The organism is Corallococcus sp. CA049B (genome assembly GCF_003611685.1).
GTDB classification, from domain to species: Bacteria; Myxococcota; Myxococcia; order Myxococcales; family Myxococcaceae; genus Corallococcus; species Corallococcus coralloides.
The window spans coordinates 1-12,610 of record NZ_RAWC01000119.1 but is presented as its reverse complement, the minus strand read 5'-3'; the positions used below and the strand labels follow the sequence as shown (position 1 = coordinate 12,610).

The following is a 12,610-nucleotide window of genomic DNA, read 5'->3' as shown; positions in this document are numbered from 1 at the left end:
CCCGCGAGCCTGGTGGCCTGCCTCGTGCTCCTGGCTCCCGCGATCTTTGTTCTCCGGCAGGCACGGGAAGCCAGTGCCACCCCCATGCCGGAGCCGGAGGGCCTGGTCCCCATGCTGACCTACGACGAGCGGATGCGGCGGGTGACCTACCATTACACCTGTTCGAAGCAGACCGACTGTGAGGCCCCTCTCGTCTGTTACCGCGACATCCGCTTCCGGCGCTATTGCACGGACAGTGCTTGCACGGCCGACAGCCAGTGCCCCGAAGGGCAACGATGCACGAGCCTGCCGGTTCCCAGTGCGGGCGGAGTCCTGGTCAGGCTCTGTGCGCTCGTTGGCCCTCGACAGGAGGGGGAGCGCTGCCTGGAAACTCCGTTCGATGCGATTTCCGCATGCTCAGCGGAGTTCGAGTGCATGGGGAGGGATGGCTACTGCGCCCGCTCCTGCATCCCCGGCCAACCCGGGACGTGTTCGGAGGGGTTCTTCTGCGCGGACGTGAAGCCGAGGCCCTCGTGTCTTCCCACCTGTGAGAAGCGCGGCTGTCCCCAAGGAGAGCGCTGCATCCCGTTCTCGGAGGGCACCTCCATCTGCGCATCCATCTACGGTCCGGACTGCCTGGACACACCGTGTCCCGAGGGCCGCAAATGCCAGGTGTTTTCGCAATCGGACTTCCCGGGCAAGGTCTGGGCGGAATGCGTCCACCGCTGCTCCGCCACGAACCCGACGTGCGGCGAAGGCCAGGTCTGCGATGGCTACCACTGCCTCCAGGCCTGTGACCCGAACGAGCCCAACCCCTGCGCCGAGGGCTTCCACTGCGACCGGCGCGGCGAGAAGCTCCCGTGGTCCTGCCAGCCAGACTACTGGCGCGGCGGCTGATCAGCTCCCGACGCTCTGACTGCCCCAGGGTCGACACCTTCATGGCCCCGGGCGCACGGGATGTGGAGGGCCCGGGTGGTTTCCATCCTGAAGGCTCGTCCCCAGGAGCCTCCTCCCGATGAAACCGTCCTCCGCCTTCCTGCTGGCCCCTCCCCTCCCCGCGCGTGAAACCGAAGACCCGTGGCACGGCACCGTGCAGGGCTGCGTGCGCAGCCGCGACGACGTCACCCTGTCCTCGCTCCCCCGCGCGCGCTACCGCTCCGCCCTGGAGATTGGCGGCGGCATCGGCCTGCTCACGGAGAAGCTCCAGGCGCGCTGTGACGCCCTGCTCTCCCTGGAGACCTCCGACTCCGCGCAGGCCCGCGCCATCCACCGCTGCCGCCACCTGTCACACGTGCGCTTCCAGCAGCTGAGCGTGCCGGAGCGCTACCCCGAGCAGACCTTCGACCTCACCCTCGTGTCCGGACGCGGCGCCTGGTGGAGCCTCCCGGAGCTGGCGCTCGCGCAGCAGCGCATCCTGGAGCACCTGGAGCCCGGCGGGCACCTGGTCCTCGTGCACTGGACCGGCCAGACGCGCGACATGCGCTGCAGCGGCCATGAGGTCCATGACTCCTTCCGCCGGCTCGCCCCCAAGCGCCTGCGCCACCTGCGCGGCGAGATGGAGGGCACCTGGCGCCTGGACGTCTTCGAACGGCTTTGAACGCCCCTTGTGAATCCCGTCCCCCACCCGGCCCGGGCCGGCGGTAGAAGGGACGGCATGGAACTCGGAATCACGGGGAAGTCGGCGCTCGTCACCGGCAGCAGCAAGGGCATCGGGCGGGCCATCGCCATGGTGCTGTCACGCGAGGGCGCACGGGTGTGCATCTGCGCGCGCCACCCGGAGCAGCTGGAGGTCCTCGCGAAGGAGCTGCGCTCCGAGGGCGCCCAGGTGGCGACGGTGGTCACGGACGTGGCCACGCAGGAGGGCGCGTACCTGGCGGTGGACTCCACGGTGCGCGCCTTCGGTTCGATGGACATCCTGGTGAACAACGTGGGCGGCAGCGGCGGCGCGGGCGCCTTCGACGCGGCCAGCACCCAGCAGTGGAACGACGTCATCCAGCGCAACCTGATGTCCGCCGTGTGGTGCAGCCAGCGCGCGGTGCCGCTGATGAGCCAGTGCGGCGGCGGCAGCATCGTGCACATCAGCTCCATCTTCGGCCGCGAGTACGCCACCAGCGCGCCCTACAGCGCGGCCAAGGCGGGCCTCATCGCGCTCACCAAGGAGATGGCCGTGGACCTGGCGTCCCAACGCATCCGCGTCAACGCCGTGGCCCCGGGCTCCATCTTCTTCCCCGGCGGCAGCTGGGACCGGCGCAATCAGCACGACCCGGAGGCGGTGGCCAAGATGGTGCGCGAGCAGATTCCCTGGGGCCGCTTCGGCACGCCCGAGGAGGTGGCGGACGTGGTCGCCTTCCTCGCCTCGGAGCGGGCGAAGTGGGTGACGGGCGCCACCCTCCCCGTGGACGGAGGCCAGGGCCGTGCCTACTGAGCCCGGTTGCGGTATGGAGTCCGCGCGAATGAGGCCAATGCATTGCTGAAGCTCTACAAGAAGGACGGCGACACCCTGCGCTACTGGGAGGCATGGGAGCACGAGGGTGTCGTCACGGTGCACTGGGGCAGCGTCGGTGACGGAGGCGAGCAGAAGGCCGTCCCCGTCCCCCCGGACGAGGACCCCGACATGGTCATCGCCCAGGAGGCCGAAGCCCTGGTGGACGCCGGCTACGACGAGCCCGAGCCGGACGCCATGTCCGTGCTGCTCGTCGAGTACACCGTGCAGGGCAAGGGCACCGGCCACGACTTCGAGCAGCGCAACGCCGTGGAGGAGCTGCTCACGGACGCGCTCGGCTGGACGGGCAACGGCGAGGTGGAGGGCGGCGAGACGGAGGAGGGCGTCATGCGCGTGCACTGCCGCGTGATGGACCCCGACAGCGCCGCGCGCACCGTGGTGGAGGCCCTGGACGCGGAGGACCTGCTCGAAGGGGCCCGCGTGCTGGTGGCGCGGGGCGAAGAGAAGCCCCGCGTCGTGCACCCGCCGCTCTTCCCCGTGCTCAAGTCCTAGACGTTTCCGGAGCCTGGGGCACCTGGCCCCGGGGCCCGAAGACGCGGAACAGCAGCACCAGCGACGGCACCACCGTCACCAGCCCCACCCCGAGCGCGACCAGGAGCAGCCGCTGCACCACCGGCTGCGCCGCGGCGCTCTGGAGCGTCAGGTGCGGGTAGACGAGATACGGCGCCTGCGACACCGCCCACCCCAGCACGATGAGCCCGCCCTGCGTGGCCGCCGCCACCCGAGCGGCCCGGAAGCGCCGCGTCCACAGGAGCGCGAACGCCGTCACCGCCGCCACCGCGGTCCCCGCGTGCAGCGCCAGCGCGAACGGCGTCTGGAGCAGGCCCGCCCACACCCGCGGTGCCCCCTCGCGCGACAGCAGCAGGGTGGCCAGGGCCAGCGGGAACAGGAGCCCGCCCGTCACCAGCGCCCGGCGCCGGAAGTCCTCCGCCAGCGCTGGCGTGCGCGCCTCATGCGTGAGGTACACGGCCGCCAGGAACGCGAACAGCCCCAGCGTCAGCACGCCCACGGACAGCGCGAAGGGCGACAGCCACGACGCGAAGAAGCCGCTCACCACCGCGTGCCCCTGCATGCGGATGGCGTCGCTGGCCACCGCGCCCACGCACATGCCCAACAGCAGCGGCGCCACCACGCTCGCCACGCTGAACACCACGCCCCAGCGGCGCTCCACCGCGTCCCCGCGCGTGTCGTAGGCGCGGAAGGTGAACGCCGTGCCCCGGAACACGATGCCCAGCACCAGCAGCGTCAGGGGCACGTGCAGCGCCACGCTCAGCGCGGCGAAGGCGCGCGGGAAGCCGCTGAAGAGCAGCACCAGCCCCACGATGAGCCAGACGTGGTTCACCTCCCACACCGGACCGATGGCATGGGCGATGAGCGCGCGCTGCTCCGCCTTGCGAGGCCCGCGCGCCAGGAGGTCCCACACCCCGCCGCCGAAGTCCGCCCCGCCCAAAAGCGCGTACAGCACGAACGTGCCCGCCACCGCGAGCCCCAGCACCGTCGTCTCAATGGGCATGGGCCACCTCGCCATCCGCGGGCGCGCCGGGCGTCTTGGACCCGGGCAGCGTGCCCGCCACCTGCCGCCAGAGCACGAAGAGCACCGTCACCCCGAGGAACAGGTACACCGCCGTGAAGGTGAAGAACGGCGCGGCCAGGTGCGGCACCGGCGTCACCGCCTCGCCCGTGCGCATCACGTCGCGGACGATCCACGGTTGCCGGCCCCACTCGGTGACGAGCCACCCCGCCTCCAGCGCCACCAGCCCCAGCGGCCCCGACCACAGCCACGCGCGCATCATCCCCTTGCCGTGCGGCCACTCACGGCCCCGCCACCGGCGCCACAGCGTGGCCAGCGCGAGCAGCGCCATCAGGCTGCCCGTGCCCACCATCACCTGGAAGGCCATGTGCACCTTGGCCACCGGCGGCCAGACGTCGCGGGGGAACGCGTTCAGCCCCTTCACCTCCGCGTTGGGGTCCGCGAACGCCAGGATGGAGAGCCCCTTCGGCAGGTCGATGGAGCCCGACACCGTGCGCTTCTCCACGTCCGGCCACCCGCCCACCCGCAGGGGCGCGCCCGCCTCCGTGTCGAAGTGCGCCTCCATCGCGGCCAGCTTCACCGGCTGCTCCCGCGCCACGTGCTTCGCGGACAGGTCCCCCACCAGCGGCTGCGCGAGCGCGGTGACGCACGCGAGCGGCAGCGCGATGGACAGCGCCTTCTTGTGGAACGCCGCGCCCGGGTGCTTCAGCAGGATGAAGGCGTGGATGCCCGCCATCGCGAACGCGCTGGCCTGATAGCAGGACAGGAGCACGTGGGCCGTCTGGTACTGCCAGCCGGGGCTGAACATGGCCACCAGCGGCTGCACGTCCGTGGGCCCCGCCGGCGTGGGCGTGAAGCCGGACGGGTTGTTCATGAACGTGTTCACCAGCGTGACGAAGAACGCGCTCGCCGCGCCGCTCACCGCCACCATCACGCCGCTGAACAGGTGCAGGCCCGGCGACACGCGCTCGCGGCCGTACAGGTAGATGCCCAGGAAGATGGCCTCGGTGAAGAAGGCCACGCCCTCCAGGCTGAAGGGCAGGCCAATCACTTCGCCGTAGCGGCCCATGAACTCCGGCCACAGCAGGCCCAGCTCGAACGAGAGCACCGTCCCGCTCACCGCCCCCACCGCGAACAGGATGGCGGTGCCCTTGGCCAGCTTCTCGCTGAGCTTCCGGTAGTCCGCGTCCCCCGTACGCCGGTGCTTCAGGTCGCTCAACACCATCAGCACCGGCAACGCCACGCCGGCCGCCGCGAACACGATGTGGAACGCGAGCGAGAGCCCCATCTGCGCGCGCGCATAGAGCAGGTCCGTCATGGACATCAGTCTGCTTTATGCGCGGATTTTACGCATTCAGTATTTCTTATCCTTGTCCGCAGGCACCTTGGCGACGGTGCGCGAGGGCACCAGGGTCTGCATGGAGTTGCGGGCCACGGCGGTGGCGAGCGAGGTGGCGAAAATCATCACCACCTTGCGGCCCAGCTCCGCGCCCAGCGGCTTGTCCTCGATGCTGGTGGCCACGCGGTCCGGGTGGGCCCAGGCGCGCTCCAGGGCCCTGCGGCGCTGGCGGCGCACGCGCTCGTCGTGGTGGCGGGCGCGGTAGATGGCGATGCCCACGCCCAGGCCCACCGCCACCAGGGCGGCGGCGCCCACGGTCATGAGCAGGTCCTTGTTCTGGTTGACGTGGTAGCGCACGTCCGTGGCGCGGGTGCGCCGGCGGTCCAGCTCCTCCAGGGTGAGCAGCAGCTCGTCGCGGATGCGGTCCGCGGTCTGCTCCACCTGCTCGCGGTCGCCCATGCGCCGGGTGATGGCGTGGTCGGCGTGCGCTTCGGTCTCGGAGGCCTGGCTCATTGCAGCGTCTCCCGGGTCATCTGGAGGTCCGTCTTCAAGCGCTCCTGGGTGTGGACCAGCGGCTTCTTGGGAATCCGCTTCACGCCCAGGAACAGGAGGAGGCCGGCCACGGCCAGCAGCACCGCGCCCACGATGAGCACGCCCACGGCGGCCCCCAGGGGCAGCGCCAGGCCCAGCGCGACGAAGAGCACGGCCAGGGACGTGAGGGCCAGGACGGCCCCGGCGCCCAGGAAGATGCCCGCCAGCCTGGCCGCCTGCAGCTCCTGCTTCAGCTCCTTCTTGGCGTGCATCACCTCCGCCTTCACCAACAGGCGGGTCTCCGACAGCGCGTGCCGGATGAGTTCGGGGGTGGAGAGCGTCTCCAGCTGGCTGCGCTCCAGGCGTTCTGATTCGAGGTCCACGACCGTGCCTCCGACAGGATGACTTCACGGGGCATCACCGACGGCCGCCTGCCTGGCGTCCCGGCTGTCCCCGGTCTGTCCCTGAAGGTGGTCAGGAAGGGTGTGTGGGAGAAGTCCCGCCGCACACCCCATTCGCGTCCGGCTGCCTGCCTGGTGCCCCGGCCCTCACGGGCAGGCCCGGTGCGGCCAGGCGGCTAGCGGCGGGTCTTCTGGTGCGCGATCGCCGTGGCCAGCGTCTCGCGCACCTGGCGGGCCCGGAACAGGCGGTCCGCGGTGTCCAGCAGGTTCTCCGCGTACAGCACCTGCTTGCGCAGGCGGGCCGGGATGGCGCGGGTGCCCAGGTGCGCGCCCAGCAGGGCGCCGGTGAGGGCCGCGGCCACGTCCGCCTCGCCGCCGCAGCGCAGCGTGAGGACCACGGCCTCGCGGAAGTCGTGCGGCACCTTCAGGGTCGCGTACAGCGACGTGAGCAGCACCGGCACCACGTGGCACGGCAGGCCGTCCACGCCCTTCAGCTCGCTGGGGGGCACGCCCACCTTGCGCAGCTGGTTGAGCGCGCGCTGGGTGTCCCACGTCAGCAGGCGCGGCAGGTGGCGGATCTCCTCCGCCAGGTTCTTGTCGTGCACGGCGGCGGACAGCGCCAGGGCCTCGCAGAAGGCCGCGGGCGTGAGGGCCTCCTGCTCCATGCCCAGCGCGACGGCCTGCGCGAACGCGGCCGCGGCGGCGGCGCAGACCGGGTCCTTGTGCGTGATGACGGTGAGCACGCCCGCGTCGTGCGGCAGGCGCGCGCGCTGGCCGCTTTCGAAGAGGCCCACCACCAGCGCGCGGCTGAGCACCGACGGGCACTTCGTGCCGAGCGGAGCCCCCGCGCTCATCCACGGCGTGCCGCTGGCCAGCCGCTGCAGCGCTTCCGACAGGCTGCGCGGCGGCTGGAGGATGATGCCCTCCTGCCACAGCCACGCCAGGTGCAGCGCCGCGCTGCGGCCGTCCACCTTGCCCTCGCGGATGACGCTCTCCGCGGCGGCGAGCAGGAGCTGCGTGTCGTCGCTGAACTGGCCCTTGGCGAACTTGCCGCGCGGCCGGGGCGCGAAGTCCTCCGCCAGGCCAGGCAGCCGCGCCAGGCTCGCCGGGGGGATGCCCCTCAGCGGAAAGCCGAGCGCATCCCCGATGGCGAGCCCCAGGAATGCCGCATGAAAACGGTCCTGGCGATCTGCGGGAGTCAGCGGCATCGGAGCGGCGGAGATTACCCGAGCCTCAGCCAAGGACGAGCACCGAGATGAACGCTGCGAGGGCGCGCGACGCGATGGCGGATCGATCATGGGGCCTTGACGTGCACGAAGCGGGTGCGGTGGAGCGCTGGACAAGAAAGGTCCCGCTGGATTGCACCGCGCGCGTCGCCACTGTCCGCCTCCTCCGCCGCAACCACGGCGCAACCGGGGGCGCGGTAGCTATCGCATCCCGCTGCGTTTCAGCAAGCAGGCGAGCCCGTTGAAACGCGCGAGCACGCGTGCATGTCCAACTTCGAATGCTGCGCATGGACCGAAAGGGACGCACGGGTGGCCCCGTGCGCGTGCGCCGCCCACGGGCTCAGGTGTTCACCTTGACGTGAGCGACTTCACTTCATCCAGGCGACGCACGCGCGGATGCGCGCGGATCACGCGTCGTCGCGGCCCAGGTTCACCACCGCCATCAAGCGCGCCACCACGGCCTCCGCGCCCTGGTGCAGCCGCGTGCCGTCCCACAGCGCGGGGGACGTGTGGCCGCCGCGCTCGCGCCAGTCCTTCTCCACCTCTTCGTAGGTGAGGTTGCGGAAGCGCACGCGGTCCTCCAGCGCGTGGTCCGTGACGAAGCGGCGCGCGGCGGCGGACGGCGGATCCGCGATGCGGTGGAACAGCTCCAGGACGGGCGACTCGGGCGTGCTCATTTCAGCGCCGCATCATGCTTCGTCCGAGCCCCGGAACGCGAAAAGGGTGGAGCGCCGGTCCCCACGTCCCTGGGGGATTCGGAGCACCACCCTTCCGGTACGGCACGCGCGCCCCAAGAAGAGGCGCGCGGGCGGAGCGCTAGCGGGACTCGGAGGCGCTGATGCGCGCGGCCTCGCGGCGCACCGCGGCCTGCTCCAGCGCGTAGCGCGCGTCCGCGGCGTTCAGGTCCTTGAGGCGCGCCTGGGCCTCCTCCATGCGGCGGCGGGCCCCCGCGACGTCGATGCCGGTGACGTGCTCGGCGGCGTCCGCCAGCACCAGCACCTTGTCGTTGCTCACCTCCACGAAGCCGCCCGCCACGAAGTAGCGGTCCTGCTTGCCCGCCTCGATGAGGGTGAGCGTGCCCGGCTCCACCAGCGACAGGAACGGCGTGTGGCCGGGACGCACGCCGAACAGGCCCTCTCCGCCCGGCACGATGGCCTCGTCGGCCTGCACGGACAGGATGCGCTTCTCGGGGGTGACGATCTCGACAGTCAGCTTGGCCATGAAGGTCCTCGTGCTACCGCACTACCGCATCAGAAAGTCAGCCGCTGGGTCTGCACGCCCACCGGTTCGAACTCCAACACCCCGGCGTCCGTCAGGCGCGGGCCCTTGCCCGGGATGCCCAGCGTGCCCTCCAGCCACTTGAGGTGGTGGGCCAGCTGCCGCACCTCCGACAGCTGCTTCGTCGTCATCAGCTCTGTCAGCCGCCGCTCCTGGAGCTTCTGCCCGGTGCGGTCGAACTGGGCCGCCACCATCACCCGCGCCCACGCCAGGCTGCTGCCCTTCGGCTTCTTCTTGCCCCTGGTGGGAGGCGGCTTGCCCTTCTCCACCAGCGGGTAGAGCACCCAGACCTTCTCCCCGTCATTGGACGCGAAGTAGAGGTCGTCCACCGTCCCCACACACACGTCCGCCGTCCAGAGGGGCCCGCTCTCCTTGAGCACCTCCAGCCGGCACTTCCCCACGCCCACGTCCACCGAGCGGACGCTGTAGAGCCCGTTCGCGCTCACCCGTGCCCGGCTGGCGCGCTCCTCCGCCAGGGCGGAGGGCGCGGCACCACAGAGGAGCAGGGCGAGCGCGACGGTCAGGCGCATGGGGTCTTTACGCCGCAGCCAGCTTGCGGGCCTTCTCCTGCGCCTCTTCGATGGAGCCGACCATGTAGAAGGCGGACTCCGGGAGCTCGTCGTGCTTGCCGTCCGCGATCTCCTTGAAGGAGCGGATGGTGTCCTGGAGCTTCACGTAGCGGCCGTCCAGGCCGGTGAAGACCTTGGCCACGAAGAACGGCTGGGACAGGAAGCGCTGGATCTTGCGGGCGCGCGCCACGGACAGCTTGTCCTCTTCGGAGAGCTCGTCCATGCCGAGGATGGCGATGATGTCCTGGAGCTCCTTGTAGCGCTGCAGGATGCCCTGGATGCGGCGGGCCACGGCGTAGTGCTCGGCGCCCAGCACGTCCGCGGACAGGATGCGGCTGGTGGAGTCCAGCGGGTCCACGGCGGGGAAGATGGCGAGCTCCGCGATGGAGCGGTTGAGCACCGTGGTCGCGTCCAGGTGGGCGAACGCGGTCGCGGGGGCCGGGTCCGTCAGGTCGTCCGCGGGCACGTAGATGGCCTGCACGGAGGTGATGGAGCCCTTGGTGGTGGAGGTGATGCGCTCCTGCAGGCCGCCCATCTCCGTGGCGAGCGTGGGCTGGTAACCCACCGCGCTGGGGATGCGGCCCAGGAGGGCGGACACTTCCGAGCCGGCCTGGGTGAAGCGGAAGATGTTGTCCACGAAGAGGAGCACGTCACGGCCCTCCACGTCGCGGAAGTACTCCGCCATGGTCAGCGCGGAGAGGGCCACGCGGGCGCGGGCGCCGGGCGGCTCGTTCATCTGGCCGTACACGAGGACCGCCTGGCTCTTCTCCAGGTTGTCGGTCTGGATGACCTTGGTCTCCTGCATCTCGTGGTACAGGTCGTTGCCTTCGCGGGTGCGCTCACCGACGCCGGCGAACACGGAGAAGCCGCCGCGCTCCACTGCCACGTTGCGGATGAGCTCCTGCAGGAGCACCGTCTTGCCCACGCCGGCGCCGCCGAACAGGCCGATCTTGCCGCCACGGGTGTAGGGGGCGAGCAGGTCGATGACCTTGATGCCGGTCTCGAACATCTGCACGCGCACGTCCTGCTCCGTGAACGGAGGGGGCGCGCGGTGGATGGGCCAGTACTCGGTGGCGTTCACCGGGCCCATCTCGTCCACCGGCTCGCCGGTGACGTTCATGATGCGGCCCAGGGTGGCCTTGCCCACCGGCACCTGGATGGGGGCGCCCGTGTTGCTCACCGGCATGCCGCGGCCCAGGCCCTCGGTGGAGTCCATGGCGATGCAGCGCACGGTGTTCTCACCCAGGTGCTGCGCGACCTCGATGGTGAGGTTGTCCTTCTCCGCGCCCAGGTTGGGGTTGGTCACCTTGAGGGCCGCGTACACCTCCGGGAGCCCGCCGGGCGGGAACTCCACGTCGACCACGGGGCCGAGAACCTGCGTGATCTTGCCAGTCGTCGGGACTTGAGCGCTCATGGGACTCCTCTGCCTTGTCTCGTGTGGCGAGCGGCCGGGGCGCCGCCGCCCGTCAGGAAATCGAACCCCGAAGAGGGGTGTGGGCGGGCCCCCTTTACCGGGGGGTGCCCGGCAGGGTCAAGCCTCCCGGGTCCGCCTGCGTAAGTCCCGCTTAGCGGAGCGGTGTCCCCAGCGCCAGTCCCTTGCCGTGTCCCTCGGTCCTGCCTGCCCGGTGGGGGGCCCGAGTGGGGGGTCTGGAAACACGAAGGGCCCGTGCCCGGCGCTCGTGGGAGCGTGGAGCATCGGGCCCTCCTGGGAAGGCAACCGGCTGGGAGGCGGGCTACTTGAGGGCCTCGGCGCCGGAGACGATCTCCATGAGCTCCTTGGTGATGACCGCCTGGCGGGTGCGGTTGTAGAGCAGGGTGTAGCTGGAGATCATGTCCGTGGCGTTGTTGGTGGCGTTCTCCATGGCGCTCATGCGCGCGCCCTGCTCGCTGGCCACGCTCTCCAGCAGCGCCCGGTACAGCTTGATGTTCACCGCCTGGGGCACCAGCCGGTCCAGCACGGCCTGGCGGGACGGCTCGTACTTGAAGTCCACCAGGGCCGGAGCGGAGGTCACGGTCTCCGGGGTGGGCGTGGCGGCGGCCTTCGCCGTGGCGGGCTGCAGCGGGAGGAGCTGCGACACGACCACGTTCTGGGTGATGGCGGAGACGAACTCGTTGTAGACGACGTAGACCGCGTCGACCTCATCGTTGAGGAAGGCGGCGGCCAGCTCTTCCGCGACGTTGGCGGCGGAGCGGTAGTTCAGCGTCGCGTACAGGCCGGCGAAGTCCTTGCGGATGGACTGGCCGCGGTTGCGGAAGAAGTCGTTGCCCTTGCGGCCCACCGTGGAGACGCGCACCTGGAGGTCGCTGTTCTCGTACAGGTAGCGGTTGGCGCGGCGGATGACGTTGGAGTTGAAGCCGCCGGCGAGGCCGCGGTCGGACGTGAGGAGCAGCAGCTCCACGCGGCGGATGGGGCGGGTGGCGAGCAGCGGGTGCGCCAGCTCCTGGTCGGCGGAGCGCACGGCCAGCTCGGAGATGATCTGCTCCAGCGTCTGCGCGTACGGGCGGGCGGCGAGGATGGCGTCCTGCGCCTTCCGGAGCTTCGCGGCGGAGACCATCTTCATGGCCTTGGTGATCTGCCGCGTGTTCTTCACCGAGCGGATGCGCTTGCGGATGTCGCGAAGGGACGCCATGGACCGGAAACTCCTCGTAAGACGTGCGGCGCGCGCCCCGTGACAGCCCGGGCTGGCCTTAAGGGACGGCGGGCCCCCTATATAGGCGGGGCGGTGGCCGGTCAACGGCGGGGTGCCCTGACGCGGGCCTCCTGCCCGCCGCCACGGCACGCCGGGGGCCGGGCGGGCGTGACCAGTTCCCATCAGCGGGCCGCCCATGGTGCTTTCCGAGCGGGGGGCGCCGGAAGAGAATGGCCCCTTCCGACTGTTCCGCGGGGTCCATGAAGGCTGGCGGCACGACCAGGGTGTGGGTACGCAGGGGCCTGGGGCTGCTCGGGCTGGCCCTGGCCGTCCTGCTGGGTCTGTCCCACTTCGTGCGCCTGCGCTACCAGGGCCGCATCGTGCCGCTGGCGGTCGCGCCGGAGGCCCCCGTGGCCCTGGTGTTCGGGGCGGGGCTGGCGCCGGGCGCGGTGCCGTCGCCGGTGCTGGCGCAGCGGCTGGACGCGGCCATCGCGCTCTGGCGGCAGGGCAAGGTGCGGTCGCTGCTGGTGAGCGGGGACAACTCCGCGCCCTTCCACAACGAGACGCGGGCCATGCGGCGCTACCTGCTGGAGCGGGGGGTGCCGGAGGACGCGGTGGTGGGG

Annotated in this window: 15 protein-coding genes; 5 read left to right on the top strand and 10 right to left on the bottom strand. The window is 71.1% G+C overall.

The window, feature by feature from the left end:
* The first annotated feature begins 651 nt into the window (after positions 1–651).
* The 4 genes from D7W82_RS41755 to D7W82_RS23925 all read left to right on the top strand — a co-directional run bounded on the left by D7W82_RS41755 (position 652) and on the right by D7W82_RS23925 (position 2,974).
* Positions 652–876, top strand: a complete 225-nt coding sequence (locus tag D7W82_RS41755; RefSeq protein WP_233587903.1) for a hypothetical protein — start codon at positions 652–654, stop codon at positions 874–876.
* A 118-nt stretch (positions 877–994) separates the two neighbouring features.
* Positions 995–1,576, top strand: coding sequence for a class I SAM-dependent methyltransferase (locus D7W82_RS23935; protein WP_120620563.1), 582 nt, complete (start codon positions 995–997; stop codon positions 1,574–1,576).
* 57 nt (positions 1,577–1,633) lie between these two features.
* A complete protein-coding gene (locus D7W82_RS23930) occupies positions 1,634–2,404 on the top strand; it encodes an SDR family NAD(P)-dependent oxidoreductase (protein WP_120620562.1) in 771 nt (256 codons plus the stop codon).
* Positions 2,405–2,446: 42 nt separating this feature from the next.
* Complete coding sequence (locus D7W82_RS23925) at positions 2,447–2,974, top strand: hypothetical protein (protein ID WP_120620561.1); 528 nt, start codon at positions 2,447–2,449, stop codon at positions 2,972–2,974.
* On the opposite strand, the gene D7W82_RS23920 is transcribed toward D7W82_RS23925, so the two are convergent.
* The 10 genes from D7W82_RS23920 to atpG form a co-directional block, all read right to left on the bottom strand.
* Positions 2,964–3,995, bottom strand: coding sequence for a cytochrome d ubiquinol oxidase subunit II (locus D7W82_RS23920; protein WP_120620560.1), 1,032 nt, complete (start codon positions 3,993–3,995; stop codon positions 2,964–2,966). The genes D7W82_RS23925 and D7W82_RS23920 overlap by 11 nt on opposite strands.
* Complete coding sequence (locus D7W82_RS23915) at positions 3,985–5,331, bottom strand: cytochrome ubiquinol oxidase subunit I (RefSeq protein WP_304988741.1); 1,347 nt, start codon at positions 5,329–5,331, stop codon at positions 3,985–3,987. The genes D7W82_RS23920 and D7W82_RS23915 overlap by 11 nt, the downstream gene beginning before the upstream one ends.
* Before the next feature lie 36 nt (positions 5,332–5,367).
* Positions 5,368–5,865, bottom strand: coding sequence for a hypothetical protein (locus tag D7W82_RS23910; protein WP_120620558.1), 498 nt, complete (start codon positions 5,863–5,865; stop codon positions 5,368–5,370).
* Positions 5,862–6,266 carry a phage holin family protein gene (locus tag D7W82_RS23905; RefSeq protein WP_120620557.1) on the bottom strand — a complete coding sequence of 135 codons (405 nt, stop codon included), beginning with the start codon at positions 6,264–6,266 and terminating at the stop codon, positions 5,862–5,864. Before D7W82_RS23905 ends, D7W82_RS23910 begins: the two co-directional genes overlap by 4 nt.
* Positions 6,267–6,460: 194 nt before the next feature.
* Positions 6,461–7,492, bottom strand: a complete 1,032-nt coding sequence (locus D7W82_RS23900; RefSeq protein ID WP_014400281.1) for an ADP-ribosylglycohydrolase family protein — start codon at positions 7,490–7,492, stop codon at positions 6,461–6,463.
* A 425-nt stretch (positions 7,493–7,917) separates the two neighbouring features.
* Positions 7,918–8,187, bottom strand: coding sequence for a hypothetical protein (locus D7W82_RS23895; RefSeq protein ID WP_120620556.1), 270 nt, complete (start codon positions 8,185–8,187; stop codon positions 7,918–7,920).
* A gap of 139 nt (positions 8,188–8,326) precedes the next feature.
* Complete coding sequence (locus D7W82_RS23890; RefSeq protein WP_120587024.1) at positions 8,327–8,731, bottom strand: F0F1 ATP synthase subunit epsilon; 405 nt, start codon at positions 8,729–8,731, stop codon at positions 8,327–8,329.
* Between the two features lie 29 nt (positions 8,732–8,760).
* Positions 8,761–9,318, bottom strand: a complete 558-nt coding sequence (locus tag D7W82_RS23885) for a hypothetical protein (RefSeq protein ID WP_120620555.1) — start codon at positions 9,316–9,318, stop codon at positions 8,761–8,763.
* Between the two features lie 7 nt (positions 9,319–9,325).
* Complete coding sequence (atpD, locus tag D7W82_RS23880) at positions 9,326–10,771, bottom strand: F0F1 ATP synthase subunit beta (protein ID WP_120620554.1); 1,446 nt, start codon at positions 10,769–10,771, stop codon at positions 9,326–9,328.
* A gap of 319 nt (positions 10,772–11,090) precedes the next feature.
* Positions 11,091–11,987, bottom strand: coding sequence for an ATP synthase F1 subunit gamma (gene atpG / locus D7W82_RS23875; RefSeq protein WP_120587021.1), 897 nt, complete (start codon positions 11,985–11,987; stop codon positions 11,091–11,093).
* A gap of 260 nt (positions 11,988–12,247) precedes the next feature.
* Between atpG and D7W82_RS23870 the strand changes: the two genes are divergently transcribed.
* Positions 12,248–12,610, top strand: a 363-nt coding sequence (locus D7W82_RS23870; RefSeq protein WP_199727817.1) for a vancomycin high temperature exclusion protein, incomplete at its 3' end; no start/stop codon positions are given.

What these genes read in the sequence shown, in the direction of transcription:
- D7W82_RS23935 (WP_120620563.1), top strand. Translation starts at nt 995, where the DNA reads ATGAAACCGTCCTCCGCCTTCCTGCTGGCCCCTCCCCTCCCCGCGCGT.
- D7W82_RS23930 (WP_120620562.1), top strand. Translation starts at nt 1,634, where the DNA reads ATGGAACTCGGAATCACGGGGAAGTCGGCGCTCGTCACCGGCAGCAGC.
- D7W82_RS23920 (WP_120620560.1), bottom strand. Translation starts at nt 3,995, where the DNA reads ATGCCCATTGAGACGACGGTGCTGGGGCTCGCGGTGGCGGGCACGTTC.
- D7W82_RS23915 (WP_304988741.1), bottom strand. Translation starts at nt 5,331, where the DNA reads ATGACGGACCTGCTCTATGCGCGCGCGCAGATGGGGCTCTCGCTCGCG.
- D7W82_RS23910 (WP_120620558.1), bottom strand. Translation starts at nt 5,865, where the DNA reads ATGAGCCAGGCCTCCGAGACCGAAGCGCACGCCGACCACGCCATCACC.
- D7W82_RS23900 (WP_014400281.1), bottom strand. Translation starts at nt 7,492, where the DNA reads ATGCCGCTGACTCCCGCAGATCGCCAGGACCGTTTTCATGCGGCATTC.
- D7W82_RS23895 (WP_120620556.1), bottom strand. Translation starts at nt 8,187, where the DNA reads ATGAGCACGCCCGAGTCGCCCGTCCTGGAGCTGTTCCACCGCATCGCG.
- D7W82_RS23890 (WP_120587024.1), bottom strand. Translation starts at nt 8,731, where the DNA reads ATGGCCAAGCTGACTGTCGAGATCGTCACCCCCGAGAAGCGCATCCTG.
- D7W82_RS23885 (WP_120620555.1), bottom strand. Translation starts at nt 9,318, where the DNA reads ATGCGCCTGACCGTCGCGCTCGCCCTGCTCCTCTGTGGTGCCGCGCCC.
- atpD (WP_120620554.1), bottom strand. Translation starts at nt 10,771, where the DNA reads ATGAGCGCTCAAGTCCCGACGACTGGCAAGATCACGCAGGTTCTCGGC.
- atpG (WP_120587021.1), bottom strand. Translation starts at nt 11,987, where the DNA reads ATGGCGTCCCTTCGCGACATCCGCAAGCGCATCCGCTCGGTGAAGAAC.